The following is a 23,740-nucleotide window of genomic DNA, read 5'->3' as shown; positions in this document are numbered from 1 at the left end:
TCAGCCTCCGATCGGCGGTGGCCGCTTGCCTGCGGCCTTGGTGGTCTGGTCGCCCAGTGCCTGCTTGGCCAGTTCGGCCACGCCAGCGATCGAACCGATCACGCCGCTGGCCTCCATCGGCATCAGCACCAGCTTCTGGTTCGGCGAGCTGGCCAGTTCCTTGAACGCCTCGACGTACTTCTGGGCGACAAAGTAGTTGATCGCCTGCACGTCACCTTCGGCAATCGCCGCCGACACCATCTGGGTCGCCTTGGCTTCGGCCTCGGCCAGGCGCTCGCGGGCCTCCGCATCGCGGAACGCGGCTTCGCGACGGCCCTCAGCCTCCAGCACGGTAGCCTGCTTTTCGCCATCGGCGCGCAGGATCTCCGACTGGCGCGAACCCTCTGCCTCGAGGATCTGCGCGCGCTTCTCGCGCTCGGCCTTCATCTGCCGCGCCATCGCATCCAGCAGGTCGCGCGGCGGCTGGATGTCGCGGATCTCGATGCGGTTGACCTTCACGCCCCAGGGATTGGTGGCATGGTCGACCACGCTCAGCAGCTGGGCATTGATCACCTCGCGCTGGCTGAGCGATTCATCCAGGTCCATAGAGCCGATCACGGTACGGATGTTGGTCTGCACCAGGGCGATCATTGCCACTTCCAGATTCGCGACCTCGTAGGCGGCCTTGGCAGCGTCCAGGACCTGGAAGAACACCACGCCGTCCACGCGCACGGCGGCGTTGTCCTTGGTGATCACTTCCTGGCTGGGCACATCCAGCACCTGCTCCATCATGTTCACCTTGCGCCCCACCCCGTACACGATCGGGATCAGGAAATGCAGGCCCGGCGTCATGGTGTGCGTGTAGCGCCCGAAGCGCTCGACGGTCCATTCGAAGCCCTGGGGCACCATCCGTACCGCTTTGAACAGGATGACCACGGCCACGAAGGCCAGTACCACGGTAAAGAACATGGTCGGGAACATCTCGCTTTCCTTATCTGTGACGTCCAGGCCCCAGCATAGCGCGTGAAGGCCACATTCACAGCGGAACTACCAGGGCACGCGCCCGCGCAGGATGTCGGCGAACATCACCCAGTCGCCCATGAACGAGTACAGCGGATGCTGGAAGGTGGCCGGACGGTTCTTCTCGAAGAAGAAATGGCCGACCCAGGCGAATCCATAGCCGCAGGCCAGCGCAGCGAGCAACAGCATCGGCTGCCCGCGCAGGCCCGCTGCCATGACCAGCACCAGCACGCCGCAGCTGCCGATGAAGTGCAGCCGCCGCGAAACCGGGTGGCGGTGCTCGCCGAGATAGAACGGATAGAACTCGCGGAAGCTGGCGAAGCGGGACATGCGCGTGCTCCGGGAACCAGGGCCGCCACCATCATGCACCATCGCTGCCCTTGCAGCATCGAGCCATGCTCGGCTTGCGCGCGCCGGCGCAGTGGGAAGGAAGAGCGGCCGAGCATGGCTCGGCCCTACACCGATGAGGTGCGCGGACCGAACATGATCACCGCCATGCCTGCCAGGCACAGGGCGGCGCCGAACAGGTCCCAGCGGCTGGGGCGGATGCCATCGACCAGCCACAGCCAGAACAGCGCAGTGCCGATGTAGACCCCACCGTAGGCCGCATAGACCCGCCCACTGGCGGTTGGATGCAGGGTCAGCAGCCAGGCGAACAGCGCCAGGCTGGCGGCCGCCGGCAGCAGCAGCCAGATGCTGCCGCCCTTGCGCAGCCACAGCCACGGCAGATAGCAGCCGACGATCTCGGCCAGCGCGGTCAGCAGGAACAGGCCGAGTGTCTTCACGCTTTCTCCGCTGCCTTGGCTTGCTGCCACAGCGCTTCCTGCGCATCCAGGTCCATCGCGGCCAGCGCTTCCCCCTGCGCGTCGGCCTGCGCTTCCATCGCACGGAAGCGACGTTCGAACTTGTGGTTGGCCCCGCGCAGCGCCGCGCCCAGGTCGATGTCGGCATGGCGGGCCAGGTTGGCGCAGACGAACAGCAGGTCACCCAGCTCTTCCTGCAGGCGCGCCTTGTTGCCGGCGATATCGCCGCGCTCGAACTCCTCGCGCAGCTCCTGCAGTTCCTCGGCCGCCTTGTCCAGCACCGGCAGCGGACCTGGCCAGTCGAAACCGACCTTGGCCGCGCGCGACTGCAGCTTCACCGCACGTTGCCACTCCGGCAAGCCGCGCGAGATGCCGGCCAGTGCGGAGGTGTCCTGCTCGCCCTTGGCCGCACGCTCGGCACGCTTGATCGCCTCCCAGTTGCGCGTCACGCCGTGGGCATCGTCGACGCTCACCTCGGCGAACACGTGCGGGTGGCGGCGCTGCATCTTGTCGCTGATCGCGCGGGCCACGTCTGCGAAGGCGAAGCTGCCCTGCTCTTCGGCCATGCGCGCATGGAACACCACCTGCAGCAGCAGATCGCCCAGTTCATCGCAAAGATCATCGAGATCGCCGCGATCGATCGCATCGGCCACCTCGTAGGCTTCCTCGATGGTGTATGGCGCGATGGTTGCGAAGTTCTGCTCCAGGTCCCAAGGGCAGCCGCCCTGCGGGTCGCGCAGGCGCGCCATGATCGCCAGCAGGCGCTCCAGCTCATGGGTGGCGGCGCTGCCGGTGGTGGGAGTGTCGTGCGCGCTCATGCGGCCTCCAGGGTCAGTCGGACAACCAGTCGCGCCATGGCAGGCTGGTGTCACCAAGGGCAATGAAATCGCCGTTCAACAGGGTTTCGCGGCGGTTGTAACGGAACGGCTTGCCGGTCGCGGCCGACAGCACCGCGCCGCCGGCGGCGTGCAGCACGCACTGGCCGGCAGCGGTATCCCATTCGGAGGTCGGGCCCAGCCGCGGATAGACATCCAGGCCACCTTCGGCGATCCGGCAGAACTTCAGCGACGAGCCCTGCGCGATGGTCTCGATGCGGCCCATCCTTGCAAGCAGGGCCTCGGTTTCCGGTGAGCGGTGCGAGCGGCTGGCAGCAACCCGCAGCGGTGGGGTGGCCGGCGTGCGGATGCGCAGCACGGTGTCGTGCAGGCCCTGCCGGCGATAGGCCAACTCACCGCGCATGGCATGCCAGACGATGCCGGTCACCGGGGCCAGCACCACGCCGAAGGCCGGTGCGCCCTGGTAGATCAGCGCGATGTTGACACTGAACTCGCCGTTGCGCTTGACGAATTCACGGGTGCCGTCGAGCGGATCGACCAGCCAGTAAGCGCCCCAGTGGCGGCGCTGCTCCCAGGGCACCTGTGCCGATTCTTCGGACAGGATCGGCAGGTCCGGGGTCAGCTGCTGCAGGCCCTGTTCAATGACCTGGTTGGCCGCCAGGTCGGCACTGGTGACAGGGCTGCTGTCGTCCTTGATCCGCACATCGAAGCCATCGGCATAGACCTGCATGATGGCCCGTCCGGCGTCCTGGGCGATGGCGATGGCAGTCTCGCGCAGGTCCGTGGTCAGCTTGATCATCGCAGTCCCTGCAGCCACTGGCGGGCGATGAACAGTGCCGCCAGCGAGCGCCCCTCGGAAAAGTCCTCGCGCAGCATCAGCTGGTCCAGCTCGGCCAGCTTCCACGGGATGACTTCCAGTTCTTCCGGCTCGTCGCCGGCCAGCTTTTCCGGGTACAGGTCGCGTGCCACCACCAGCCACGACTGGTGGCTCATGTAGGTCGGGGCCAGGGTCATCGCGCGCAGCACATCGACCCGGCGCGCGCCGAAACCGGCCTCTTCCTTCAGCTCGCGGTCGGCGGCCTGCTCGGGGGTCTCGCCGGCATCGATCCGCCCCTTGACCAACCCCAGTTCATAGCGGTGCATGCCGGCAGCGTATTCACGTACCAGCAGTACGGTCTCGTCGTCGAGCATCGGCACCACCACCACTGCGCCATGACCTCGGCTGACCAGACGTTCGAACCGGCGGCGTTCGCCGTTGGAGAACTCCAGGTCCAGATGCTGCCGCTGGAAGGGGCCGTTCTCCTCATCGGTGATCCGATGGATGATCGGCAAGCGACGCCCGGCACGGTCATCGTTCATGCGGAATCTCCGCGGCGGCCGGCGCCTGCGCCGGTGCCGATAGAATGTGCAGGCAGCAACATGTTCATGAGCCCGAAATGCTAGCAGACCCAACCCCCTCCCCGCTGGCCCAGCACTGGCGGCAACGCGATCTGCAGGTGCTCTGGCACCCGTGCACGCAGATGCGCGAGCACCCGCATACCCTGCCGCTGGTGCCGATCGCCCGTGGTGAAGGCGCATGGTTGATCGACCACGACGGCAATCGCTACCTGGACGCCGTCAGCAGTTGGTGGACCAACCTGTTCGGCCATGCCGAACCGCGCATCGGTGGTGCCATTGCCGCCCAGGCCAGGCAACTGGAACAGGTGATGCTTGCCGGCTTCGGCCATGAGCCAGCCATCAGCCTGGCCGAACGCCTGCTCGCACTGGCCCCACGCCAGCCTGGCCGCGAACCACTGGCCAAGGTGTTCTACGCCGACAACGGGTCCGCCGGCGTGGAAGTGGCGCTGAAGATGGCCTTCCAGTATTTCCAGAACCGAGGGGAACCGCAGCGCACGCGTTTCATCGCATTGGAGAACGGCTACCACGGCGAGACCCTCGGCGCGCTGGCGCTGGGAGACATCCCGCTGTATCGCCGCGTCTATGCGCCGCTGCTGGCCGAAGCGCTGTTCGCGCCCTCGCCCGATGCTTTCCTGGCTGAGCCCGGCCAGAGCCCGGCTGAGCGTGCACGGCAGGCCGCCGATGGCCTTGCCACGCTGTTCGACCAGCACCCGGGCGAGATCTGTGCGGTGATCCTGGAACCGCGCCTGCAGTGCGCCGGCGGCATGCGCATGCATGACCCGGTGTACCTGCAGCGGGTGCGCGAACTGTGTGATGCGCACGGCGCATTCATGATCGCCGACGAGATCGCCACCGGCTTCGGCCGCACCGGCACCCTGTTCGCCTGCGAGCAGGCCGGGGTGATGCCGGACCTGATGTGCCTGTCCAAGGGCCTGACCGGCGGCTTCCTGCCGCTGGCCACCGTGCTGGCCACGCAGGCGCTGTACGACGCCTTCCTCGACGACTCACGCGAGCGCGCCTTCCTGCATTCGCACAGCTATACCGGCAACCCGCTGGCCTGCGCGGCGGCATTGGCCACGCTGGACATCTTCCGCGACGACGATGTGATCGCCCGCAACCGTGGCATCGCCTCGGTGATGGGCACGCTGGCCGCACCGTTCAGCGACCATCCGCACGTGGCCGACGTGCGCCAGGCCGGCATGGTGGTGGCCTTCGAACTGTCGCGCGACGGCAACAAGCGCACGCCCTTCGACCCGGCCATGCGGCTGGGCCTGCATGCCTACAAGGCCGCGCTGACACGTGGCGTGGTGCTGCGTCCGCTGGGCGACGTGCTGTACTGGATGCCACCCTACTGCGTGGACGACGAACAACTGGAGCTGCTGGCACATACCACGCTGGCGGCGATTGACGAGGCGATTGCATGCGCGTGACCCGCTGCCCCATCGACCTGGCGCTGCACAGCGGCCAGACCGTGACCCTGCCGGAAGAGACGGCCAACCATCTGGTGCGGGTGATGCGCCTGCGCGAGGGTGATACCTGCGTGCTGTTCAACGGCGATGGCCACGACTACAGCGCCACGCTGACTGCCGCCGGCAAGCGCGAGGTGCAGGTGCGCATCGATGCGGTGCAGGCGGTGGACAACGAATCGCCGCTGGCGATCACCCTGCTGCAGGGCATTGCCCGAGGCGAGAAGATGGACCTGATCCTGCAGAAGGCCACCGAGCTGGGCGTGAGCGCCATCGTTCCGGTGAATGCCGAGCGCACCGAAGTGAAGCTGGATGCCGCGCGCGCGGAGAAGCGCGTAGCGCACTGGAACAACGTGGTGACCTCGGCCTGCGGCCAGTCCGGGCGCGCGCGCATTCCGCAGGTTGGCTCGCCGGTGTCATTGGCGCAGGCGGCGGCGACGCTGCCGGCCGATACGCTGCGGCTGACCCTGGACCCGCACGGTGCCCATCGCCTGTCGACGCTCGACGCGGCGCCGACGGGCGGCATCGTGATCGCGATCGGTCCGGAAGGTGGCTGGTCGCCGCGCGACCGGGATCAGTTGGCAGCGGCAGGATTCCAGGGCCTGCAGCTGGGGCCACGCATCCTGCGTACCGAGACCGCCGGGCTGGCCGCGATTGCCGCATTGCAGGCGCGGCTGGGCGATCTGGGATAAGGCTGATTGGTGGTAGTGCCGGCCGCTGGCCGGCATCCAAGGGATCATGAGGTTGCCGGCCAGCGGCCGGCACTACCGGGAACCCGACCGGCGGATTGCCGATCAGGCCGCCAGCGAATCCAGGGCGGCTTCCAGTGCGTCCAGGTTCGGCAACAGCGCGCTCTGCTCACCCAGCAGCACGCGCATGTGCACGATCTGCGGCAGGGTTTCCTCGGACGCGTCGGCCAGCAGGCCGTCGCGCGGCACCGAGATCAGCTGCGGGAAGTTCTGCGTCAGCAGCGCGTAATACGGGCGCTGTGCGTTGCCGCTGAGGGCCTTCAGCACCACCACCTTGTTATGGCCGCCCACCGCTTCCTCGCCCAGCCCGGAAAGCCGCGCGAACGACACCAGTGGCACCTGCCAGCCATGCCACCCGATCTCGCCGACCAGCCAGCGCGGGGCGTTGGAGACCGGCTGCACCGGCACGCGCGACATCATTTCGGCCACGGTGGCATTGGGCAGCAGCACGCGTTCGTTGCCGGCCTGGATCAGGACGCCTCGGATTTCGTCATTGCTGGCATAGCTCATGGTGCGTCTCCGTTATCGTCTTCCACGCCCCAGCGCGAGGCGATGGCCTGCGCCAGTTCCTGTGGTTCACCGGCCACCATGCCAGCGGCGACCACTGCCGTGGCCGCGGCAGGGTCATAGCAGCCCTCGCCGACCTGCCCGGCCACCCACGCACCGGCGGCGGCCAGATCCAGTGCCGGCCCCACAAGCGCAAGGTCGGCGCCGCTGAGCAGGACCAGCGCGGTGTGCTCAGCCGGCAGCGCGGCAATCGAGATCCCTTGCGCGTCGCTGACGAAATGCAGGCCGTCGCTGGCTGCCTGCACGCCGATGTCATCGGCCAGCACGTGCACTTCACCGGGTGTTGCACGCTGGCCGACTTCGGCCAGCTGCACCGGCAGCGGCGACACGCGCGCCATCTGCTTGACCAGGTTTCCGTAGCGGCCACCGTCCAAGCGCATATGCACCAGCACCGGAACGCTCAGCGATGCAGGCAGCGCGCCCAGCAGGCGACGCAGTGCATCCGGGCCGCCGATGCCGGCCAGCACCAGCAACGATCCGGCGCGTGCGCCCACGGGCGCACCAGCATCCAGATCGACCAGGCTCAGATGGCCGGTATCGAAGGAAGGCAGCGGTGCCTCCGGCGCGGCGTGTTGCGAAGCGGCTGCCGGAACGTCGGCCACGTCATCGACCAGCGACCATGCGGTGTGGTCGAAGGAGATCGGCGGAATGGGCGGTGCTGCGGGCGCGATCGCCGCCAGCGATGGCGGTTCGGGGGCGTCCAGCGGCTCAGGCACGACCGGCTGCAGCGCCGCCAGCGCCTGTTCCAGCGCAATCGGTTCGTGCAGCTGCGCAGGCGGCGAGTACAGGCTGTCAGCGGGGACCTCGTCGGCCCAGCTCGATGCCTGGTCCAGGTGCGCCTGCAGCGCTTCTTCCTGCGGTGCCGGTGGCGGTGCCGGATGGCCCGGCGCCAGTTGCAGGCTGGGTTCTTCTTCGGCCCCCGGCGGCAACACCTGCTGATGGCCATGCAGCTTCGCGGCCAGATGACGGCCCCAGCGCTGGGCCTCCCAGCCATCACGACGTGCGGCCAGTTCGGCCTCGTCGAAGACCAGGGTCAGGCCCGGTGCGGACAACACCGTTTCCAGGCGCTCCAATGCGTCCTCAATGGCGGTCTCCAGCGCAATCACCACGACCTGAGGTCGGGCGTCGTGCAGCAGCTGCGGCTCAAGGCTGTTCGGGTCGTCTTCCAGCACCAGCTGCACATCCGCATGCGACAGTGCCTCGCGCAGGCGCTCGCGCGCCGCGCCGGGACGGGCCAGCAGGGCAACGGCCGGAGCCGCCTGGGTTTCACTCACGGACACGGGCGATCCCCAACAGGTCGTACACGTTACGCATCAGGTCCAGTTCCTGGTACGGCTTGCCCAGATAACGCTGGACACCGATCTCGAAGGCGCGCTGGCGGTGCTTGTCACCGCTGCGCGAAGTGATCATCACGATCGGCACGTCCCTGTAGCGCGGGTCGGCACGCATCGCGGTAGCCAGCTCGTAGCCATCCATGCGCGGCATCTCGATGTCCAGCAGCATCAGGTCCGGCACTCGCTCTTCCAGTCGCTCCAGTGCTTCCACGCCGTCGCGCGCAACGCTGACCTCGAAGTTGTGGCGTTCGAGGATGCGGCCGGTGACCTTGCGCATGGTCAGCGAGTCGTCGACCACCATCACCAGCGGCACCTGGCGCTCCTGGCGCGGCGCATTGGCCAGTACCGGCAGCGTCGGGTTGGCCAGGAAACGGCGCACCAGCGGCGCCACGTCCAGGATCACCACCACGCGGCCGTCGCCGGTGATGGTGGCGCCGTAGATCCCCGGCACCGACGCGATCTGCAGGCCGACCGGCTTGACCACGATTTCGCGGTTGCCCAGCACCTGGTCGATCGCGACGGCGGCACGCAGGTCACCGGCACGGACCAGCAGCAGTGGCACCTGCTCCTGGCCGTCGGCACGCGCCGGGGCCTGGCCGACCAGGCTGCCAAGGTCGTACAGCGGATAGTCTTCGCCGCTGTAGCGGTAGCTGCTGTCGGCAGCCTCGAAGCGCTCGCGCGACAGGCGGCCGATACCACTGACCGAGGCCACCGGCACTGCGAAGGTGGTTTCGCCGATCTGCACGAACACCGCCTGGGTGACGGCCAGCGTCTGCGGCAGGCGCAGGGTGAAGCGCACGCCCTGCCCACGCACTGACTGGATATCGACCGAGCCACCCAGCTGGCGCACTTCGTTGCGCACCACGTCCATGCCCACGCCACGGCCGGCCAGCTGGCTGACCTGGTCGGCGGTGGTGAAGCCTGACGCGAAGATGAGGTTGTCCAGTTCCTGTTCGTTCGGCTGGGCATCGGCAGCCAGCAGGCCGCGGTCGATGGCGCGGCGGCGGATCGCTTCGCGGTCCAGGCCGGCGCCGTCATCGGCCACTTCCAGGACGATTTCCGAGCCTTCGCGGTGCAGGCGGATGGCGATCTCGCCCTCCTCCGGCTTGCCGGCGGCGCGGCGCTGTTCCGGCGCTTCCAGGCCATGGGCCACGGAGTTGCGCAGCATGTGTTCCAGCGGCGCGACCATGCGGTCGAGGACGTTGCGGTCCAGTTCGCCGTGGGTGCCTTCCAGGGTCAGGTGGACCTGCTTGCCGGTATCCATGCCGGCCTGGCGGACCACGCGGCGCAGGCGCGGCACCAGGCCATCGAACGGCACCATGCGCGCGCGCATCAGGCCATCCTGCAGCTCGGAGCTGACGCGCGACTGCTGCTGCAGCAGCGAATCGTACTGGCGCGACAGATCGTCCAGCACGCCCTGCAGGCCGCCAAGGTCGGCGGCGGACTCGTTCAGCGCACGGCTGAGCTGCTGCAGGGTGGAGAAGCGATCCAGTTCCAGCGGATCGAACTTCTGGTCGGCCTGGTCCTGCTCGCGCTGGTAGCGGGCGACGATCTGCGCCTCGGTTTCCAGGTCGAGGCGGCGCAGCTGGTCGCGCAGTCGCGCATTGGTGCGCTCCAGTTCGCCCATCGCGCCGCGGAAGGCACCCAGCTGCTGTTCCAGCCGCGAGCGGTAGATCGCCACTTCACCGGCATGGTTGACCAGGCGGTCGAGCAGGTCGGCGCGCACGCGCACCTGTTCCTGCTGCGGACGTGCCAGGGGGTCTTCATCGACCGTACCCTCGGCCGGCAGCGGTGCCGACAGCGGCGCGTCGACAAGCGGCGTCAGCGTGGCCGCAGCCTGCGCCGGCACGGTCTCGGCCTCGCTGGCTGCACGCGCGGCCGTGGCGGCTGCGGCAATATCGTTGGTGGTGCGAACCTCGAAGGCCTCCACCAGATCCAGCGCCGGCTCCACCACGCGGTGAGTGCCGGTACGGGTGAGCAGCTGGTGCAGGCGGTCAAAGCCGCGTTCCAGCAGCTGCACGTCGCGGCGCTCGATTTCGGTACGGCCAGCGGCCACCGCTTCCAGCAGCGATTCGATGCTGTGGCCGAGGTCGCCGATGGCATTGATACCGGCCATGCGTGCGCCCCCCTTGAGGGTGTGCAGGTCACGCTGCAGGCCGGCCAGCACCTCGCGATCCTGCGGTGCATCACGCAGCTCGCTGATCAGGCCATCACAGTGGTCGAGCAGGTCCCTGCCTTCCTCGACAAAGATGTCGACCAGCTCGCGGTCGTACACGCTGAAGTCAAGCGCATCGGCATCGGCACCGTCTTCGGCATCCGCCGCAACAGGCGCCTGCTCAACATCCGGCGCAGGGGGCTCGATGTCGGCCGCTGCGATCTCCGCGCCGGCACCGGTGTTGATCGTGCCCTGGCCCGGCGCCTCTTCCATTTCGAAGAACCGCACCGGAGCACCACTGCCAACGCGTGCCTCTGCGCTGAACGCCTCAATCACCGTCGCCGGGGACGGCTGATCGGCGCTCTCTCCTTCACCGACCGCCGCCTCCCCGCCGACGTCCGCATCCTCGGCAAAGGCATCTGCCTCGCCCGGCGCGAGTTCGCTGGCCTGGAGGCCGATCACGGGCCATTGCCCGTCGTCGTCCAGGGTCCGCTCTTGCTCGATCACGTGCAGGCCGGCCTCGAGCGCGGCTGCCAGCGTGACCGGTTCTGCGAAACCCGGCACAGCCATTTCATCCTGCAGGCTCGACAGCTCGCTGTCGAGTGGCAATGCAGCAGCGTCGTCAATGACGCTGTCATCGCCGCTGCCCGAATCAAAGGACAAGGACGTATTCAGGTCGATCGCGTCAACTTCCGCAGACACCGGCAGCTCTTCCGCGTCGCGGTCGTCGACCGGCAGCGCACTGGCGTCGAGGTACGGCGACAGATCGTCGGCCATGGTCAGATCAGCGTCGTCGACGGTCTCGATCGTGGGCGCGGCAGCTGCGTCGGCCCCTTCGACAACAGGCGCACTCTCCACCGGCTGGATCGATTCAATCGCGCCGGTGTGCGCCACTGCGGGTTCATCTTCTCCCTGCACCGTCGGCCAGCCGGCATCGAAGTAACGCGAAAGATCGTCGCTGGCGGTCAACTCGCCGACTTCCAGGCCGCTGTCGGCGGCGACGTCCGGCGTCCTGAGGTCGGGCGCAGATGGAACCGGTTCCAGCGCATCTCCGGCAAGCGGCTCGGCAATGAGATCAGGAGCCGCATCGGAAGCAACGGGCATGCTGGTTTCGTCCAGCGCGTCCAGGCCGGCCAGCGGCGCTTCGGCTTCGGATGCCTGCTCGACATCTGGCGCCGGTTCGGTGCCCTCTTCATCCTCGTCTTCCGACGCGAACAGCGGCCAGCGCGCTTCCGGCAGCTCGCCAGCCAATGCCTGCAGCCGCTGCACCAGCGCATCCTGCGGCGCAATGCGCGGGTGTTCGGCCTGCAGCGCCTCCATGGTCGCGGTGATCGCCTGCGCAGCTGCGTCCAGCGCGGCGACCCCCTCGTCGCCAGGTACCACATCGGCGGCCAGAGCCCGCTTGATGTAGGACTCGGCGCCGCCGGTAACGGCGGTGATTTCCGGCACTTCGGTCATCGCGAAGGCGCCGTTCATGGTGTGAACCGCACGCAGCAGTGCGTCGCTGACCGGCTGCGGTGCCTGCTGTGCCGAGCGCAGCCACTCCTGCAGGGTCGCCTGGTGGACTTCGACCTCGGCCTCGAGGATCTCGCGCAGCACGCTGTCGATGTTGGCCGGGGTCCCGGCGTCTTCGGCCTGCGCCGACGCAGCGGCCTCGGCGTCCAGCAGGCGGCTGATTTCGTCTTCGCCTTCGGACTCGGCCAGTGTCGCCGCCGGTGCGGCCGCAGCCGGCAACGGCACGTAGAAGGTCTCCTCGCCGGCGCCGACCCGGTCGGCGATGGCCTGCATTGCCTGCAGGTCCACGCTGATGCGCTGGCCATGGCGCAGCGCGGCATTCAACTGCGGCAGTGCGGCGTGCGCATTGTCGACCATTGCCAGCACGGCCGGCGTGGCCGGCCGGCTGCCATCGAGCACGCGGTTGAGCATGCCCTCGATCTTCCAGGCGAACTCCCCCAGGGTGCGCGCGCCGACCAGTCGGCCACTGCCCTTGAGGGTGTGGAAGATGCGGCGGATCGGCCGCAGCCGGTCCATGTTGTCCAGCTGCGTGCGCCATGCCGGCAGCAGCGTGCCAAGGTTGGCCAGTTCGTCGTCGAACTCTTCCAGGAACACCTCGCGGATGTCCTCGTCGATGTTCTCGGCATCGTCGTCGAAGCCGGCCTCGAAGCCGGCCTCGGTCCCAGCCACGACCGGGATGTCCGCAGCGGGCGGAGCCGCCATGGCCTGCGGATTGAAGTCGGCCGCCGCGGCGCTCAGCTCGGCAAAGAACTGTGCGTCGGCTTCGCTGAAATCGATCGGTGCGATGGTGTCGATATCAATCACCGACACCGCCGGTGCCGGTGCATCGGAGGCCGGCGTCAGCACCTCGGCCATCGGCGCGGCCGCGTGCTCCGGCACATCCGCCGCAACGGCGTCGACTTCGGCAACCACGGGGCTTTCGTCCAACGGCTGGGGCGTGGCGTCATCGACGGTCTCCAGCGACGGATGCAGTCCGGCGTCGTCGTCCAGCGACAGCGTCTCCATGGCGTGCAGCGACAGCACGTCGTCGGCGTTATCCAGCGCATCGGCGTCGAAACGGAACACCACGTCGTCACGGGCAGCAACCACATCGTGCTCGGCAGCCACCGGGTCGAACACCGGCGCTGCAAAGCCAGTGGTGTCAAAGGGTACCGACGCGTCGACGTCGTGCTCGACATCCGCCACTGCCACATCAGCCGATACCGGTGGTGTCGCCTCCGACAGCGTCCATTGCGGCACCGATTCCATTCCGGTTTCGGCGCGTTCGAAGCTGACCGGATCGAAACTGGCGAAGGTCGGGCTGCGTTCGTCTTCGGCACTCGCGGCCGGATCGGCGTCCGGATGGAACGGCGCGAGATCCCACTGCGGCACCTCGGGCGCAGGCGCGCTGGAGGCGGCGAAGACCAGCGCCGCCTCGCGGTCGTCATGCAGCGACAGCGGTGTGGATGCAAGGTTCCCCAGCGCACCGAACATCAGGCGGTTGTCCAGCACCTCCGGTGCAGGCGTGGCCGGTGGTGGATCAAAGGTGAAGTCCGGCAAGGGCACCGGCACAGTGCCGGCGGCGGGCGCGGCTGGCTGAACCTGAATCTCGATGCGCTCCGGCTGCAAAGGCTCGGCCTGCAGCGCGACCGGCTCCCGGTCCACCAGCAGCGATGCGAACGGAACCGGCGCGGCGGCAACCGGTTCCACCGCGTTGCGGTCCGGCAGCGGCCAATAGCGCAGCGCTTCAAGGCTGCTGCGGGTGATGTCGAGGATGTCCTCGCGGCCCGGACGGCGGTCGCGCAGGGCTTCCAGGTAGTACTCCAGGCTGGCCATGGCATCGGCCAGGGTGTCCAGCTGGCGGCCACTGGGCACGCGCTGGCGACCGATCAGCTCGGCCTCGATGTACTGCTGTACGCCACGCAGGTAGTCTGCGGCGGTGCCCAGATCGAGCATGCGCAGCGCACCGGATACATCACCCAGCAGGCGCGGCACATCCTGCAGCTCGGCATGGTTCCAGCTGGTTTCGATGAACGCGACGAAATGCTCGCGGGCGGCGGCGAAGTTGGCGATGGCTTCATGCGCCAGCACCTCCACCGTGCGGCGGTTCTCAACCGCGCTCGGATCGTCCTCGCCACTGCCGCCAGCGCCCAGATGGGCGACCTGGTCGTCCAGCGAGGCGTCCACGTAGAGCAGTGCCCCGGCGATATCCAGCAGCAGGTTCTCATCGATCTGCTGGCGCCCTTCCACCACCCCACGCAGTGCGTCACGCTGCTGCACGACCACGCTGCGGGCCACGCCCAGGCCCATCATGCCCAGCGTATCGGCCACCGCGCCGAGCTCGTTGGCCTGGGTCTGCAGCTGTTCCGGAGCACCGCCGGTGCGCAGGTGCAGGTCCAGCGCATCCTTGATGCGCAGCAGTTCTTCCTTCACCGCACTGCCGACCGTGTCCAGCAACTCGCGGTTGCGCCCGCTCAGGCTGCCGCGGGCATGGTCCAGCTCGGCCTCGGTGGCGGTGACGCTGTCCGGTGCGAATGCCAGCAGCACGCTGTCATGCACGCCTTCTTCGCCACGCGCGGCACGGATCTCGTTGAGCAGCGGCATCAGCACGATCGGAATATCGCGATGCCCGTTCTGCAGGCGCTCCAGATAATCGGGCAGCAGCACGCTGCCACGCATCAGGGTCGCGCAGGCTTCATCCCGATCGGCCACGCCGTCGGCCCCGATGGCATTGGCCAGTTGTTCCAGTTCCTCGGCCACCATCGCCGGTGCATACAGCTCGACCATGCGCAGGGTGCCCTGCACCTGGTGCAGGTAGCCGGCGCAGATGCGCATGCGGCTGGCATCGCTCGGGTCTTCGGCGTAGTACTCGACCTCGTTGCGCACCTGGCGCAGGGTCTCGTCCAGCTCGGGCTTGACCCAGCCCAGCGCTGCGTGGCTCATCGCATCGCGCAGACTGCTCATGGACGCGCTCCGTTCGCCGCCGCGCGGTGGCCGCGCGAGTTCTGGCGTGGGAAATGGAAATGCTTCATCGACTGGTTCCTTGCTCGCCGCCCTGCCCGCGTCACGCCGGCAGCTTGAAGTCGGCGACCGAACGGCGCAGGTCCGCCGCCAGCTGCGCGAGGTGGCCGATCGATTCGGCGGTCTGCCCCGCACCCTGCGAGGTCTGGCCGGTGATCTGCCGGATCACGCCCATGGTGCGGGTGATGTCCGAGGCCGCAGCCGACTGCTGCTGGGCGGCGATGGAGATGTTCTTGATGAGGGTGTTCAGTGCATTGGACACGCGCTCGATCTCGGTCAGCGCGGTGCCGGCATCCTCGGCCAGGCGTGCACCGGACACCACTTCGGCGGTGGTCTGTTCCATCGAGGTGACCGCTTCGTTGGTGTCGGCCTGAATGGCCTGCACCAGGTTCTCGATGCGTCGGGTCGCGCCGGAGGTACGTTCTGCCAGGCGCTGCACTTCGTCGGCCACGACCGCGAAACCGCGACCCGCTTCACCGGCCGAGGCCGCCTGGACCGCTGCGTTCAACGCCAGGATGTTGGTCTGTTCGGAAATGTCGTTGATCAGTTCCACGATCGAGCCGATTTCCTGCGACGACTCACCCAGGCGCTTGATGCGCTTGGAGGTTTCCTGGATCTGGTCACGGATCTGGTCCATGCCCTGGATGGTCTCGCGCACCACACCGGCACCTTCGGCGGCAATCACCACCGAGCGCTGTGCCACGTCGGCCGACTCGGCCGAGTTGCGCGACACCTGTTCGATGCTTGCCGCGATTTCGCCGATGCGGTCCGACGCCGAGGTGATCTGGTTGGCCTGGTGGCCGGCCGCCTCTGCCAGCTGCATGGCGGTGGCCTGGGTCTCCTGGGTGGACAGCGCGACCTTGGCCGAGGTGTCATTGATGGTGGTCACCAGGTGGCGCAGCTCGTCGACGGCGTAGTTGATCGCGTCGGCGATGGCACCGGTCATGTCCTCGGTCACCGAGGCCTTCACCGTCAGGTCGCCCTCACCCAGCGAGGAGATTTCGTCCAGCAGCCGCATGATCGCCTGCTGGTTGCGGCTGTTGAATTCCACCTGGGTCTGGTAGCGCAGTTCCTGCTCGCGCGAGCGGGTGCGCACGTTGGTGGAAACGAAGCCGATGATCGCGATCAGCGACAGCGCACCGGAGACCACACCGATCCAGAAGTTCGGGAACAGGCGGGTGTCAGACACCGAGCCGAACGAGGAGAACGCGTCGAACAGCTTGCGGCTGTCATCCAGCATGTGGGCCGAACCCTGGCCCAGCGCGGTGGCGGCGGACTGCGCCGCGAACAGCTGGCGCGAGCTGGCCAGGATCGCGTCAGCGTCCTGCTTCATCGCTTCCCACTTCTGCTGCGACTGTTCCAGCGCGGCCACGGCAGCGGCACCGCGCACGGCGGTGATGCCCAGTTCCTCGTTGCCATTGCGCAGGCCGTCGAGCACCTGCGAGAACACGGTGATGTCACGCGCCAGCGCATCGCCGGCCGTAGCAGCGCCGCTGCCACCGGCGCGCATTTCGGTTACGCGGCGGGCCATGGAGCCGGCCACCACGACCTGCTGCAGTGCGCTGTACACCTGCGACGAGGGCGCGCCGGCAGCGGACATCGCACGCACCAGCTCGTTCAGCTGGGCCTGCAGCCCCGGCACGGCGCCGGTGAAGTTGTTGGCGTTGCCGGCCAGGGCCAGCACCGCCGGTTCACTGGCCACCAGCTGCCCGGCCTGCTTGCCCAGCGGCGCCCAGGTCTCGCCCAGCGTGGCGATCGCGCCGGACACGCCCGGCTCCTTGCCATAGCGGCCCTGCAGGGTCGACACATTCTGTTCGATCGCGTTGCGGGTGGCCTTGAAGGCAGTGAACGCCTGCGCGTTGCCGCCCACCGCGTCACGGCCCTGGTTGGCCAACTGCTGCGACAGCACCTGCAGGTCGGCCGCCTTGGAACCGGCATCGGCCAGGCGACTGCCCTGCCAGGTAGCGACGCCGGTGTTGACGCCGAACAGGATCATCGATGCCAGCAGCAGGAACAGCCAGAGGTTGCTGCCGCCCAGCCGCAGCTTGCCGGTCTTGGTGGCGTCCGAAGCAGTACTCATCGTTCAACCTCGATCTTCAATGCAGGGGGCGATGCCCGGCCTCAGGCCGCGGCTTGCCGGAATTCAGGGGTGCGCGACAGCAGCGAAAGCGAGAATACGCCCCAGTCGTGGCCGTCGGCATGGAAGGCGCGATCGACGAAATGGCCGTAGCGCCCTTCGGCCAGCATGCCGGCCTCGATCTGCTGGTCCAGTTCGAAGCTGCGCTGGCCGAACAGTTCATCGATGGTCAGTGCGACGTCGCCACCGGCCTGGCGCATGATCAGCACGCGCTGGCCTTCCTGCTGCACGGTACGCACGCCTTCCAGGAAGTACTTCAGGTCGACCACCGGGAACAGGTTGCCGCGCAGATTGCCCACGCCGAGCAGCCAGGGCTGCGCGCATGGCACCGGGGTCACCGGCGGCATCGGCACGATCTCCACCACTTCGCGGAAATCGGACACCAGCCGGCGCTGGCCGACGCGGTAGCCCACGCCACGCCAGAGGTCCTGGGCGAACTGCCGTTCGGGCAGCTGCACCGCGTGGGCCAGGCTGCGGCGTTCATAGGCTTCGAGGATGTCGAAAGGCGAGCGCATCAGGCCACCAGTTCGTTGATCCGCGCGATCAGTTCATCCTCGCGAGGCGGCTTGACGATGTAATCGGCCGCGCCCTGGCGCAGGCCCCAGGCCTTGTCGGTTTCCATCGCCTTGGTGCTGACGATGATCACCGGGATGTGCTTGATCGCTGCGTCACGGGCCATCGCGCGGGTGGCCTGGAAGCCGCTCATGCCGGGCAGGACCACGTCCATCAGCACCAGTTGCGGCACCTGGTCGCGGACCAGCTGCAGTCCATCCTCGGCGTTGTCCGCTTCCAGCACCTCGTGGCCGGCACGGCGCAGCCACTGGGTGAACACCGCGCGGTCGGTCGGTGAATCCTCGATCAGAACGATACGAGCCATTGTGCCTTTCCCCCCTGGTCAGGCGTTGACGTATGTGCGGATGGCACCCAGCAGTTCTTCACGCGTGAATGGCTTGGTCAGGTATTGCTCCGAGCCGACGATGCGTCCCCGCGCCTTGTCGAACAGGCCATCCTTGGACGAGAGCATGATGACCGGGGTCGCCTTGAACAGCTGGTTGCCCTTGATCAGCGCACAGGTCTGGTACCCGTCCAGGCGCGGCATCATGATGTCGACGAAGATGATCTGCGGTTGCTGATCTGCGATCTTCGCAAGCGCTTCAAAGCCGTCGGTGGCGGTGACCACCTCGCAGCCTTCCCGCTTGAGCAGTGTTTCCGCAGTCCTGCGGATGGTCTTCGAATCATCGATGACCATCACCCGGAGTCCTGCGAGTTCCCCGCCCGCAGTCGTGTTTTCAGTCATTGCCTATCCCCAAGCGCACGGCCCGATCTCTGGCGGGGGCCGCTACGAAAGCGTATCTATATCGCACTTTCCGCGCCCGCTTCAAGGCCGCCCCATGGCGCGGGGCATGGCAGCCTCCTGAACGTGACGGGTTTCGCAATGAGTGCGCGAGCGCCGGGCGGACGCTGCGTTGCAGTATGGCAGGGAGGCGCGCGACCGGCGTTGCCGCTACCATCAACGCCTTGCCTGACAGGTGCGCCCATGCCGTTGAACGTCATCGTGGTGATGGATCCCATCGCCCACATCAAGATCGCCAAGGACACCACCTTTGCCATGCTGCTGGAAGCCCAGCGCCGCGGCCATGCCCTGCACTACGTGCGCCCGGGCGGCCTGGCCCTGGAGGGTGGCGTAGCGGTGGCCCAGACCGCGCCGCTGCAGGTGCGCGACGACCCGGCTGGCTGGTATGAGCTGGGCGCATTCAGCCGTACCGAACTCGGCCCCGGCCAGATTGTGCTGATGCGCAAGGATCCGCCGGTCGACGCCGAGTACATCTACGACACCCAGGTGCTGGACGTGGCTGCGGCCGCCGGTGCCTGCGTGGTCAACAATCCGCAGGGGCTGCGCGACTACAACGAGAAGCTGGCCGCGCTGCTGTTCCCGCAGTGCTGCCCGCCGACCCTGGTCAGCCGCGACGCCAAGGCCTTGAAGGCCTTCGCGCTGGAGCATGGCCAGGCCGTGCTGAAGCCGCTGGACGGCATGGGCGGCCGCTCGATCTTCCGCAGCGGCCAGGGCGATCCGAACCTGAACGTGATCCTGGAAACCCTGACCGACGGCGGCCGCAAACTGGCACTGGCCCAGAAGTTCATTCCCGACATCACGGCCGGCGACAAGCGCATCCTGCTGGTCGATGGCGAACCGGTCGACTACTGCCTGGCGCGCATCCCGCAGGGCGACGAGTTCCGGGGCAACCTGGCTGCCGGTGGCCGCGGCGAAGGCCGTCCGCTGAGCGAGCGCGACCGCTGGATCGCGGCCCAGGTCGGCCCGGAGATGAAGCGTCGCGGCATGCGCTTCGTCGGCCTGGACGTGATCGGCGATTACCTGACCGAGGTCAACGTGACCAGCCCGACCTGTGTACGCGAACTGGACGCACAGTTCGGCCTGAACATCGCCGGCACCCTGTTCGACGCGCTTGAGGCCGGCCTGCGCTGATGGCAACCGCACCTGCCGTCCTGCCCCCGCCACCACGCGAAGCGCAACGGCTGGGGGCGACCATCGCGCTGTCGGTGCTGGTTCACGCGCTGCTGATCCTGGGCGTGGGCTTCGCCGTGAAAGGCGATGCACCGCTGGTGCCCACGCTGGAAGTGATCTTCAGCCAGACCCGCACCGTGCTGACGCCGAAGCAGGCCGATTTTCTTGCCGCAGCCAACCAGGATGGCGGTGGCGAACACGACCGCGCACAGCGTCCGCGCGACAACCAGGCCGGCATCGTGCCGCAGGCGCAGCCCGGTTTGAGCCCGGTCCCACAGCAGCAGCAATCGGCCGCGCCGGTCCCGCCGCCACAGGCACGGGTGGTCAGCAGCCGCAATGGCGAAGAGGCGGTCGCGCAGGCCCAGTCCCGCCCCACGCCGGATCAGCCCGAACCGGACGCCCCGCTGAGTGCGCGCGAACAGCGCGATGTGGAAATGGCCCGACTGGCCGCAGAAGTGCATCTGCGCTCGGCGCAGTACGCCAAGCGCCCGAACCGCAAGTTCGTGTCGGCCAGCACGCGCGAGTATGCCTATGCCAATTACCTGCGGGCCTGGGTTGACCGCGCCGAGCGCGTGGGCAACCTGAATTACCCGGACGAGGCCCGGCAGCGCCGGCTGGGCGGCCAGGTGGTGATCAGCGTGGGCGTGCGCCGCGATGGCAGCGTGGAGAGCAGCCGGATCCTGCGGTCGAGCGGAACGCCACTGCTGGATGAGGCGGCACTGCGGGTGGTGAAGCTGGCGCAGCCGTTCCCGCCGTTGCCGAAGACCGAGGATGAGATCGACATCCTGCAGGTCACCCGCACGTGGGTGTTCCTGCCCGGCGGCGAACTGCGCGACGACCGGTAGGGTTTGTTGCCCGGGCCTGCGGCCCGGGACCCGCTGAAAGGCTAGAGCAACGGCAACAGCAACAGCGGCGGTTGGTGTACTGAAGCGTGGCGAGGCGGTGTCGGGCGGCGGGGACGCCGCAAGTACGTCCGTGTAGGCTTAGCCGCGGCATCCATGCCGCGGATACCCCGCCGCCCGACACCGCCCCGCCTCTGATAGATCGCGGCGCACCACTGCTTTGGTAGGTGTCGACCTTGGTCGATACACATCCACGCCACGCGTGGATGCAAGCGAAGCGACCCGCTTTTGATTTTGACTTTTCTTTTTTTGATCTTCTGTGGCGGACGTGCACGGAAACTGTCAGAGGCCGGGCGGGTGGGCTGCGCAGGAGCGTGAGCCGCATGGATGCGGCGACCGAGCTTACAGGGACGTACTTGCAGCGCCCCCTGCGCAGCCCACCCGCCCGGCCAAACCACGGCTTTTGATCTACGCGACCAACTCCGCCACGAGGGGCTCAGCCGTTGGCCTTCGCCTTCGCCTCGCGCGCGGCCTGCTGCTCGACCAGGGTCAGTGCCACGTTGTCGCGCAGGTAGGCCGGCTCGACCTTCTCCGGTGCAATGGCTTCGCCGCGGGCGAACGCCGGCACCGCCAGTGCGAGCACGTCCGACGCACGCGGCAATGCCGTGGCGTCGAATCCGCGCAAACCTGTACCGAGCTGCGCGACCAGCGCACCCTCGGCTGCGGCGAACCCGGTACCGACACCGTAGGCCGACAGCCCTTCCGACAGCGCTACCGCAGCGGGTGCGCACACGCGTTCGGCATCGCGTGCCACCGGCAGGCCGTCCACACGCCCGAAGCGCGCAACGTACAACTCTCCCATCCGTGCGTCGATCGCCGACAGGATCTGCGTTTCTTCCGCCGGTGCCCGCAGCGCCAGCACCTGCAGCGTCGAGACCGGCAGCAACGGACGATCCAGCGCCAGTGCGATGCCCTGCGCGATGGCGATCGCCAGGCGCACGCCGGTGAACGCACCCGGACCGCGGCTGAGCGCGATACCGTCCAGCTGGCGGCGGCTGATGCCGGCTTCGGCCAGCAGCGCCTCGGCCCACGGTAGGCTCAGTTCGGCATGCCGGCGCGGGGCGATCTCGAAACGTTCCAGTACCTGTCCATCGACATGCAGGGCAACGGAACAGGCTTCGGTGGCGGTTTCAAAGGCGAGCAGTTTCATCGGATCAGGTCAGAACAGGGGGAACGTGACACCGGGCGCCGGCTCCGGGCCCGCCGCGGCGGCGGCGGTCGGAACGGCATCATCGGCCACGGGCGCCCATTGTGGCGTAAAGAAGGCCTGCACATCGGCCAGGCTGCGGGTGCGCCGGAACGGCGGCAGCGACTCAAGAAAGACCCGGCCATAGCCACGGTTGAGCAGGCGCGGATCGCACAGGACCAGCACGCCCCGGTCGCTTTCGCTGCGGATCAGGCGGCCAACGCCCTGCTTCAGGGCGATCACCGCCTGCGGCAACTGTTCGTCGCGGAACGGATTGCCGCCCTGGCTGCGGATCGCCTCTAGGCGTGCCTCGTAGACCGGGTCGTCCGGTGCCGCGAACGGCAGCTTGTCGATCATCACCACGCTCAGCGCTTCGCCGACCACGTCCACGCCCTCGCGGAAACTGGCCGAGCCCAGCAGCACCCCATTGCCCGATTCACGGAAGCGCTGCAGCAGCGTCGCACGCGGCGCCTCACCCTGCACGAACAACGGCCATGGCCCATCGCGCAGTGCCTCGGCGGCCTCACGCAGGGCGCGATGCGAAGCGAACAGCAGGAACGCCCTGCCCTGCGAGGCCTGCAGCACCGGCCGCAGGGTCTGGATCAGCGCGGTTCCGAAACCACGTGCGGCCGGATCGGGCAGGCCTTCAGGCAGGTAACACAGCGCCTGCTCGGGCCAATTGAACGGACTCGGCTGGACCAGCGTCTGCGGGTCGTCCAGCCCGAGGCGGGTGGCGATGTGATCGAAACCACCGCCCACGGTCAGCGTCGCCGAGGTGAAGATCCATGCCGCGCGACTGCGCTCACGGTGCTCGCGCAATGGACCGGACACGTCCATCGGCGTGCGCTGGCAGCGGAAACCACGCGGGGTGAGCTCATACCAGAGCACATCGGTGGCATTGCCGGTGTCCGCAGGATCAGTATCGAAGTCGAGGGCAGGTTCGTCATCGCCCAGCCAGCGACCGAGCCGCGAGACCGCCTCGCGCGCCCGCGCATGGCAGGCATCCAGGCCCGCCGCGGCTTCGCGCAGCGGCTGCAGCGCCTGCTCCAGCGTCACCAGGCCAGCCATCACCGTATCGAAGCCATCACGCACCTGCGGCATCGTCAGCGCACGCCACTGCGTGCCGCGCGGCGGCAGCCCCTCCATCGCCGAACGCAACGCCAGCAGCGCCTGCTGCAAGTGGTCGACCGGTTCCTGCAGCGCCGACTGCGCCCCCCCGACGCCGCGCGCTTCGGCCAGGCAGTCGCGGCCCAGCTCCTGCCACGGGCGCATGCCGAAGCCTTCGCCGAAGAACTGCGCGGCCAGTTCAGGCAACTGATGCGCTTCGTCGATGACGAAGGCCTGCGCCCCCGGCAGCAGCTCACCGAAGCCATCCTGCTTCAATGCCAGGTCGGCCAGCAGCAGGTGATGGTTGACCACCACTACGTCTGCCGCCTGCGCACGTTGCCGCGCACGCACCACGAAGCAGTCTTCCCAGAACGGGCAGTCGGTGCCCAGACAGTTATCGACGGTGGAGGTGACCATCGGCAGCAGCGGCGAATCATCGGCCAAACCGTCCAGTTCGGCGATGTCGCCGAACTCCGAGCGTCCCGACCAGGCCAGGATGCGCTGGAACTGCGCCGCCTGTTCTGGGCTTGAGAAGCGCGGCTCGCCCCGCGCCTGCTGCAGGCGGTAGCGGCACAGGTAATTCGAACGTCCCTTCAGCAGCGCACTGCGCAGGCCGACACCGAGTGCCTGGCGCACACGCGGCAGGTCGCGGTGGTAGAGCTGGTCCTGCAGCGCGCGGGTGCCGGTGGAGATGATGGTGCGCAACCCGGACAGCAGCACCGGCACCAGGTAGGCGAACGTCTTGCCGGTGCCGGTACCGGCCTCGGCCAGCAGCAGGTCACGCTGCTGCAGCGCATCGGCGATGGCTTCGGTCAGGCGCAGCTGGGCCGGGCGCGGGACGAAGGCGTCCAGATGCGAGGCGAGCGCGCCGCCGTCGCTGAGGGCTTCGCGGCTGGCATGGACAAGGTCGGACATCAGAGGGAAAGGATACCCGGCCGGGCGCTGCCCGGCACCCGTTTCAAGCCAGAGCCAGAGCAACGGCAACAGCGTTGTCATGGCTCTGGGTTGTACTGAGGGTTGGCGGGGGACTGCGGGTTTGCGGGGACGCCGTGAACCCGTCCT

Annotated in this window: 19 protein-coding genes; 4 read left to right on the top strand and 15 right to left on the bottom strand. The window is 68.0% G+C overall.

From position 1 onward, the window contains the following. From N5C25_RS10035 to nudE, 6 genes are all read right to left on the bottom strand, one after another. Positions 1 to 960: an SPFH domain-containing protein gene (locus N5C25_RS10035; protein WP_019660086.1), complete on the bottom strand. Its 960-nt coding sequence runs from the start codon at positions 958 to 960 to the stop codon at positions 1 to 3. Between the two features lie 66 nt (positions 961 to 1,026). Beyond that, the gene (locus tag N5C25_RS10030; protein ID WP_134732454.1) at positions 1,027 to 1,329 is read right to left on the bottom strand and encodes a DUF962 domain-containing protein; all 303 of its coding nucleotides are present in this window, start codon (positions 1,327 to 1,329) and stop codon (positions 1,027 to 1,029) included. Positions 1,330 to 1,454: 125 nt separating this feature from the next. Next, on the bottom strand, positions 1,455 to 1,784 hold the full coding sequence (locus tag N5C25_RS10025) for a YnfA family protein (RefSeq protein ID WP_010482716.1): 330 nt from the start codon (positions 1,782 to 1,784) through the stop codon (positions 1,455 to 1,457). Continuing rightward, positions 1,781 to 2,620: a nucleoside triphosphate pyrophosphohydrolase gene (gene mazG / locus N5C25_RS10020; RefSeq protein ID WP_021203305.1), complete on the bottom strand. Its 840-nt coding sequence runs from the start codon at positions 2,618 to 2,620 to the stop codon at positions 1,781 to 1,783. The genes N5C25_RS10025 and mazG overlap by 4 nt, the downstream gene beginning before the upstream one ends. A gap of 13 nt (positions 2,621 to 2,633) precedes the next feature. Further along, on the bottom strand, positions 2,634 to 3,437 hold the full coding sequence (cysQ, locus tag N5C25_RS10015) for a 3'(2'),5'-bisphosphate nucleotidase CysQ (RefSeq protein ID WP_058981787.1): 804 nt from the start codon (positions 3,435 to 3,437) through the stop codon (positions 2,634 to 2,636). Beyond that, positions 3,434 to 3,997 (bottom strand): ADP compounds hydrolase NudE, encoded by a 564-nt coding sequence (gene nudE, locus N5C25_RS10010; RefSeq protein WP_019660090.1) that lies wholly within the window; start codon positions 3,995 to 3,997, stop codon positions 3,434 to 3,436. Before nudE ends, cysQ begins: the two co-directional genes overlap by 4 nt. A gap of 77 nt (positions 3,998 to 4,074) precedes the next feature. Here nudE and bioA point away from each other — a divergent pair, with 77 nt between their 5' ends. Together bioA and N5C25_RS10000 are read left to right on the top strand one after the other, a co-directional pair. Beyond that, positions 4,075 to 5,466: an adenosylmethionine--8-amino-7-oxononanoate transaminase gene (gene bioA, locus N5C25_RS10005; RefSeq protein WP_279936889.1), complete on the top strand. Its 1,392-nt coding sequence runs from the start codon at positions 4,075 to 4,077 to the stop codon at positions 5,464 to 5,466. After that, entirely contained in the window at positions 5,457 to 6,194 is a 738-nt protein-coding gene (locus tag N5C25_RS10000; protein WP_005414248.1) for a 16S rRNA (uracil(1498)-N(3))-methyltransferase, read from the top strand. The genes bioA and N5C25_RS10000 overlap by 10 nt, the downstream gene beginning before the upstream one ends. Positions 6,195 to 6,296: 102 nt before the next feature. Here N5C25_RS10000 and N5C25_RS09995 read toward each other — a convergent pair whose 3' ends face one another. The 7 genes from N5C25_RS09995 to pilG form a co-directional block, all read right to left on the bottom strand. Further along, positions 6,297 to 6,761, bottom strand: a complete 465-nt coding sequence (locus N5C25_RS09995) for a chemotaxis protein CheW (protein ID WP_058981793.1) — start codon at positions 6,759 to 6,761, stop codon at positions 6,297 to 6,299. Further along, positions 6,758 to 8,098, bottom strand: coding sequence for a chemotaxis protein CheB (locus tag N5C25_RS09990; RefSeq protein WP_262212631.1), 1,341 nt, complete (start codon positions 8,096 to 8,098; stop codon positions 6,758 to 6,760). The genes N5C25_RS09995 and N5C25_RS09990 overlap by 4 nt, the downstream gene beginning before the upstream one ends. Next, positions 8,085 to 14,765 carry an Hpt domain-containing protein gene (locus tag N5C25_RS09985; RefSeq protein ID WP_262212630.1) on the bottom strand — a complete coding sequence of 2,227 codons (6,681 nt, stop codon included), beginning with the start codon at positions 14,763 to 14,765 and terminating at the stop codon, positions 8,085 to 8,087. The genes N5C25_RS09990 and N5C25_RS09985 overlap by 14 nt, the downstream gene beginning before the upstream one ends. Positions 14,766 to 14,865: 100 nt before the next feature. Beyond that, positions 14,866 to 16,902: a methyl-accepting chemotaxis protein gene (locus tag N5C25_RS09980; RefSeq protein WP_262212629.1), complete on the bottom strand. Its 2,037-nt coding sequence runs from the start codon at positions 16,900 to 16,902 to the stop codon at positions 14,866 to 14,868. Between the two features lie 41 nt (positions 16,903 to 16,943). Next, the gene (locus N5C25_RS09975; protein ID WP_019660097.1) at positions 16,944 to 17,474 is read right to left on the bottom strand and encodes a chemotaxis protein CheW; all 531 of its coding nucleotides are present in this window, start codon (positions 17,472 to 17,474) and stop codon (positions 16,944 to 16,946) included. Beyond that, entirely contained in the window at positions 17,474 to 17,836 is a 363-nt protein-coding gene (locus N5C25_RS09970; protein ID WP_005410717.1) for a response regulator, read from the bottom strand. The genes N5C25_RS09975 and N5C25_RS09970 overlap by 1 nt, the downstream gene beginning before the upstream one ends. 18 nt (positions 17,837 to 17,854) lie before the next feature. Further along, complete coding sequence (pilG, locus tag N5C25_RS09965) at positions 17,855 to 18,256, bottom strand: twitching motility response regulator PilG (protein ID WP_005418455.1); 402 nt, start codon at positions 18,254 to 18,256, stop codon at positions 17,855 to 17,857. Between the two features lie 240 nt (positions 18,257 to 18,496). Between pilG and gshB the strand changes: the two genes are divergently transcribed. After that, the gene (gshB, locus tag N5C25_RS09960) at positions 18,497 to 19,444 is read left to right on the top strand and encodes a glutathione synthase (protein ID WP_262212627.1); all 948 of its coding nucleotides are present in this window, start codon (positions 18,497 to 18,499) and stop codon (positions 19,442 to 19,444) included. After that, entirely contained in the window at positions 19,444 to 20,328 is an 885-nt protein-coding gene (locus N5C25_RS09955) for an energy transducer TonB (RefSeq protein ID WP_058981798.1), read from the top strand. Before gshB ends, N5C25_RS09955 begins: the two co-directional genes overlap by 1 nt. Before the next feature lie 493 nt (positions 20,329 to 20,821). On the opposite strand, the gene tsaB is transcribed toward N5C25_RS09955, so the two are convergent. Then, on the bottom strand, positions 20,822 to 21,535 hold the full coding sequence (gene tsaB, locus N5C25_RS09950; RefSeq protein ID WP_262212626.1) for a tRNA (adenosine(37)-N6)-threonylcarbamoyltransferase complex dimerization subunit type 1 TsaB: 714 nt from the start codon (positions 21,533 to 21,535) through the stop codon (positions 20,822 to 20,824). Between the two features lie 9 nt (positions 21,536 to 21,544). Next, a complete protein-coding gene (locus N5C25_RS09945) occupies positions 21,545 to 23,593 on the bottom strand; it encodes an ATP-dependent DNA helicase (RefSeq protein ID WP_019660101.1) in 2,049 nt (682 codons plus the stop codon). Between the last annotated feature and the right edge of the window lie 147 nt (positions 23,594 to 23,740).

Origin of the sequence: Stenotrophomonas sp. GD03958, from assembly GCF_029839005.1 — a bacterium.
In the GTDB taxonomy this organism is placed as follows: Bacteria; Pseudomonadota; Gammaproteobacteria; order Xanthomonadales; family Xanthomonadaceae; genus Stenotrophomonas; species Stenotrophomonas hibiscicola.
This window is presented reverse-complemented; position numbering and strand designations above follow the sequence as displayed.

Excerpts from the sequence above, each read along its gene's own strand:
- N5C25_RS10035 (WP_019660086.1), bottom strand. The coding sequence starts at position 960 with ATGTTCCCGACCATGTTCTTTACCGTGGTACTGGCCTTCGTGGCCGTG.
- N5C25_RS10030 (WP_134732454.1), bottom strand. The coding sequence starts at position 1,329 with ATGTCCCGCTTCGCCAGCTTCCGCGAGTTCTATCCGTTCTATCTCGGC.
- mazG (WP_021203305.1), bottom strand. The coding sequence starts at position 2,620 with ATGAGCGCGCACGACACTCCCACCACCGGCAGCGCCGCCACCCATGAG.
- cysQ (WP_058981787.1), bottom strand. The coding sequence starts at position 3,437 with ATGATCAAGCTGACCACGGACCTGCGCGAGACTGCCATCGCCATCGCC.
- nudE (WP_019660090.1), bottom strand. The coding sequence starts at position 3,997 with ATGAACGATGACCGTGCCGGGCGTCGCTTGCCGATCATCCATCGGATC.
- bioA (WP_279936889.1), top strand. The coding sequence starts at position 4,075 with ATGCTAGCAGACCCAACCCCCTCCCCGCTGGCCCAGCACTGGCGGCAA.
- N5C25_RS10000 (WP_005414248.1), top strand. The coding sequence starts at position 5,457 with ATGCGCGTGACCCGCTGCCCCATCGACCTGGCGCTGCACAGCGGCCAG.
- N5C25_RS09995 (WP_058981793.1), bottom strand. The coding sequence starts at position 6,761 with ATGAGCTATGCCAGCAATGACGAAATCCGAGGCGTCCTGATCCAGGCC.
- N5C25_RS09985 (WP_262212630.1), bottom strand. The coding sequence starts at position 14,765 with ATGAGCAGTCTGCGCGATGCGATGAGCCACGCAGCGCTGGGCTGGGTC.
- N5C25_RS09980 (WP_262212629.1), bottom strand. The coding sequence starts at position 16,902 with ATGAGTACTGCTTCGGACGCCACCAAGACCGGCAAGCTGCGGCTGGGC.
- N5C25_RS09975 (WP_019660097.1), bottom strand. The coding sequence starts at position 17,474 with ATGCGCTCGCCTTTCGACATCCTCGAAGCCTATGAACGCCGCAGCCTG.
- N5C25_RS09970 (WP_005410717.1), bottom strand. The coding sequence starts at position 17,836 with ATGGCTCGTATCGTTCTGATCGAGGATTCACCGACCGACCGCGCGGTG.
- pilG (WP_005418455.1), bottom strand. The coding sequence starts at position 18,256 with ATGACTGAAAACACGACTGCGGGCGGGGAACTCGCAGGACTCCGGGTG.
- gshB (WP_262212627.1), top strand. The coding sequence starts at position 18,497 with ATGCCGTTGAACGTCATCGTGGTGATGGATCCCATCGCCCACATCAAG.
- N5C25_RS09955 (WP_058981798.1), top strand. The coding sequence starts at position 19,444 with ATGGCAACCGCACCTGCCGTCCTGCCCCCGCCACCACGCGAAGCGCAA.
- tsaB (WP_262212626.1), bottom strand. The coding sequence starts at position 21,535 with ATGAAACTGCTCGCCTTTGAAACCGCCACCGAAGCCTGTTCCGTTGCC.
- N5C25_RS09945 (WP_019660101.1), bottom strand. The coding sequence starts at position 23,593 with ATGTCCGACCTTGTCCATGCCAGCCGCGAAGCCCTCAGCGACGGCGGC.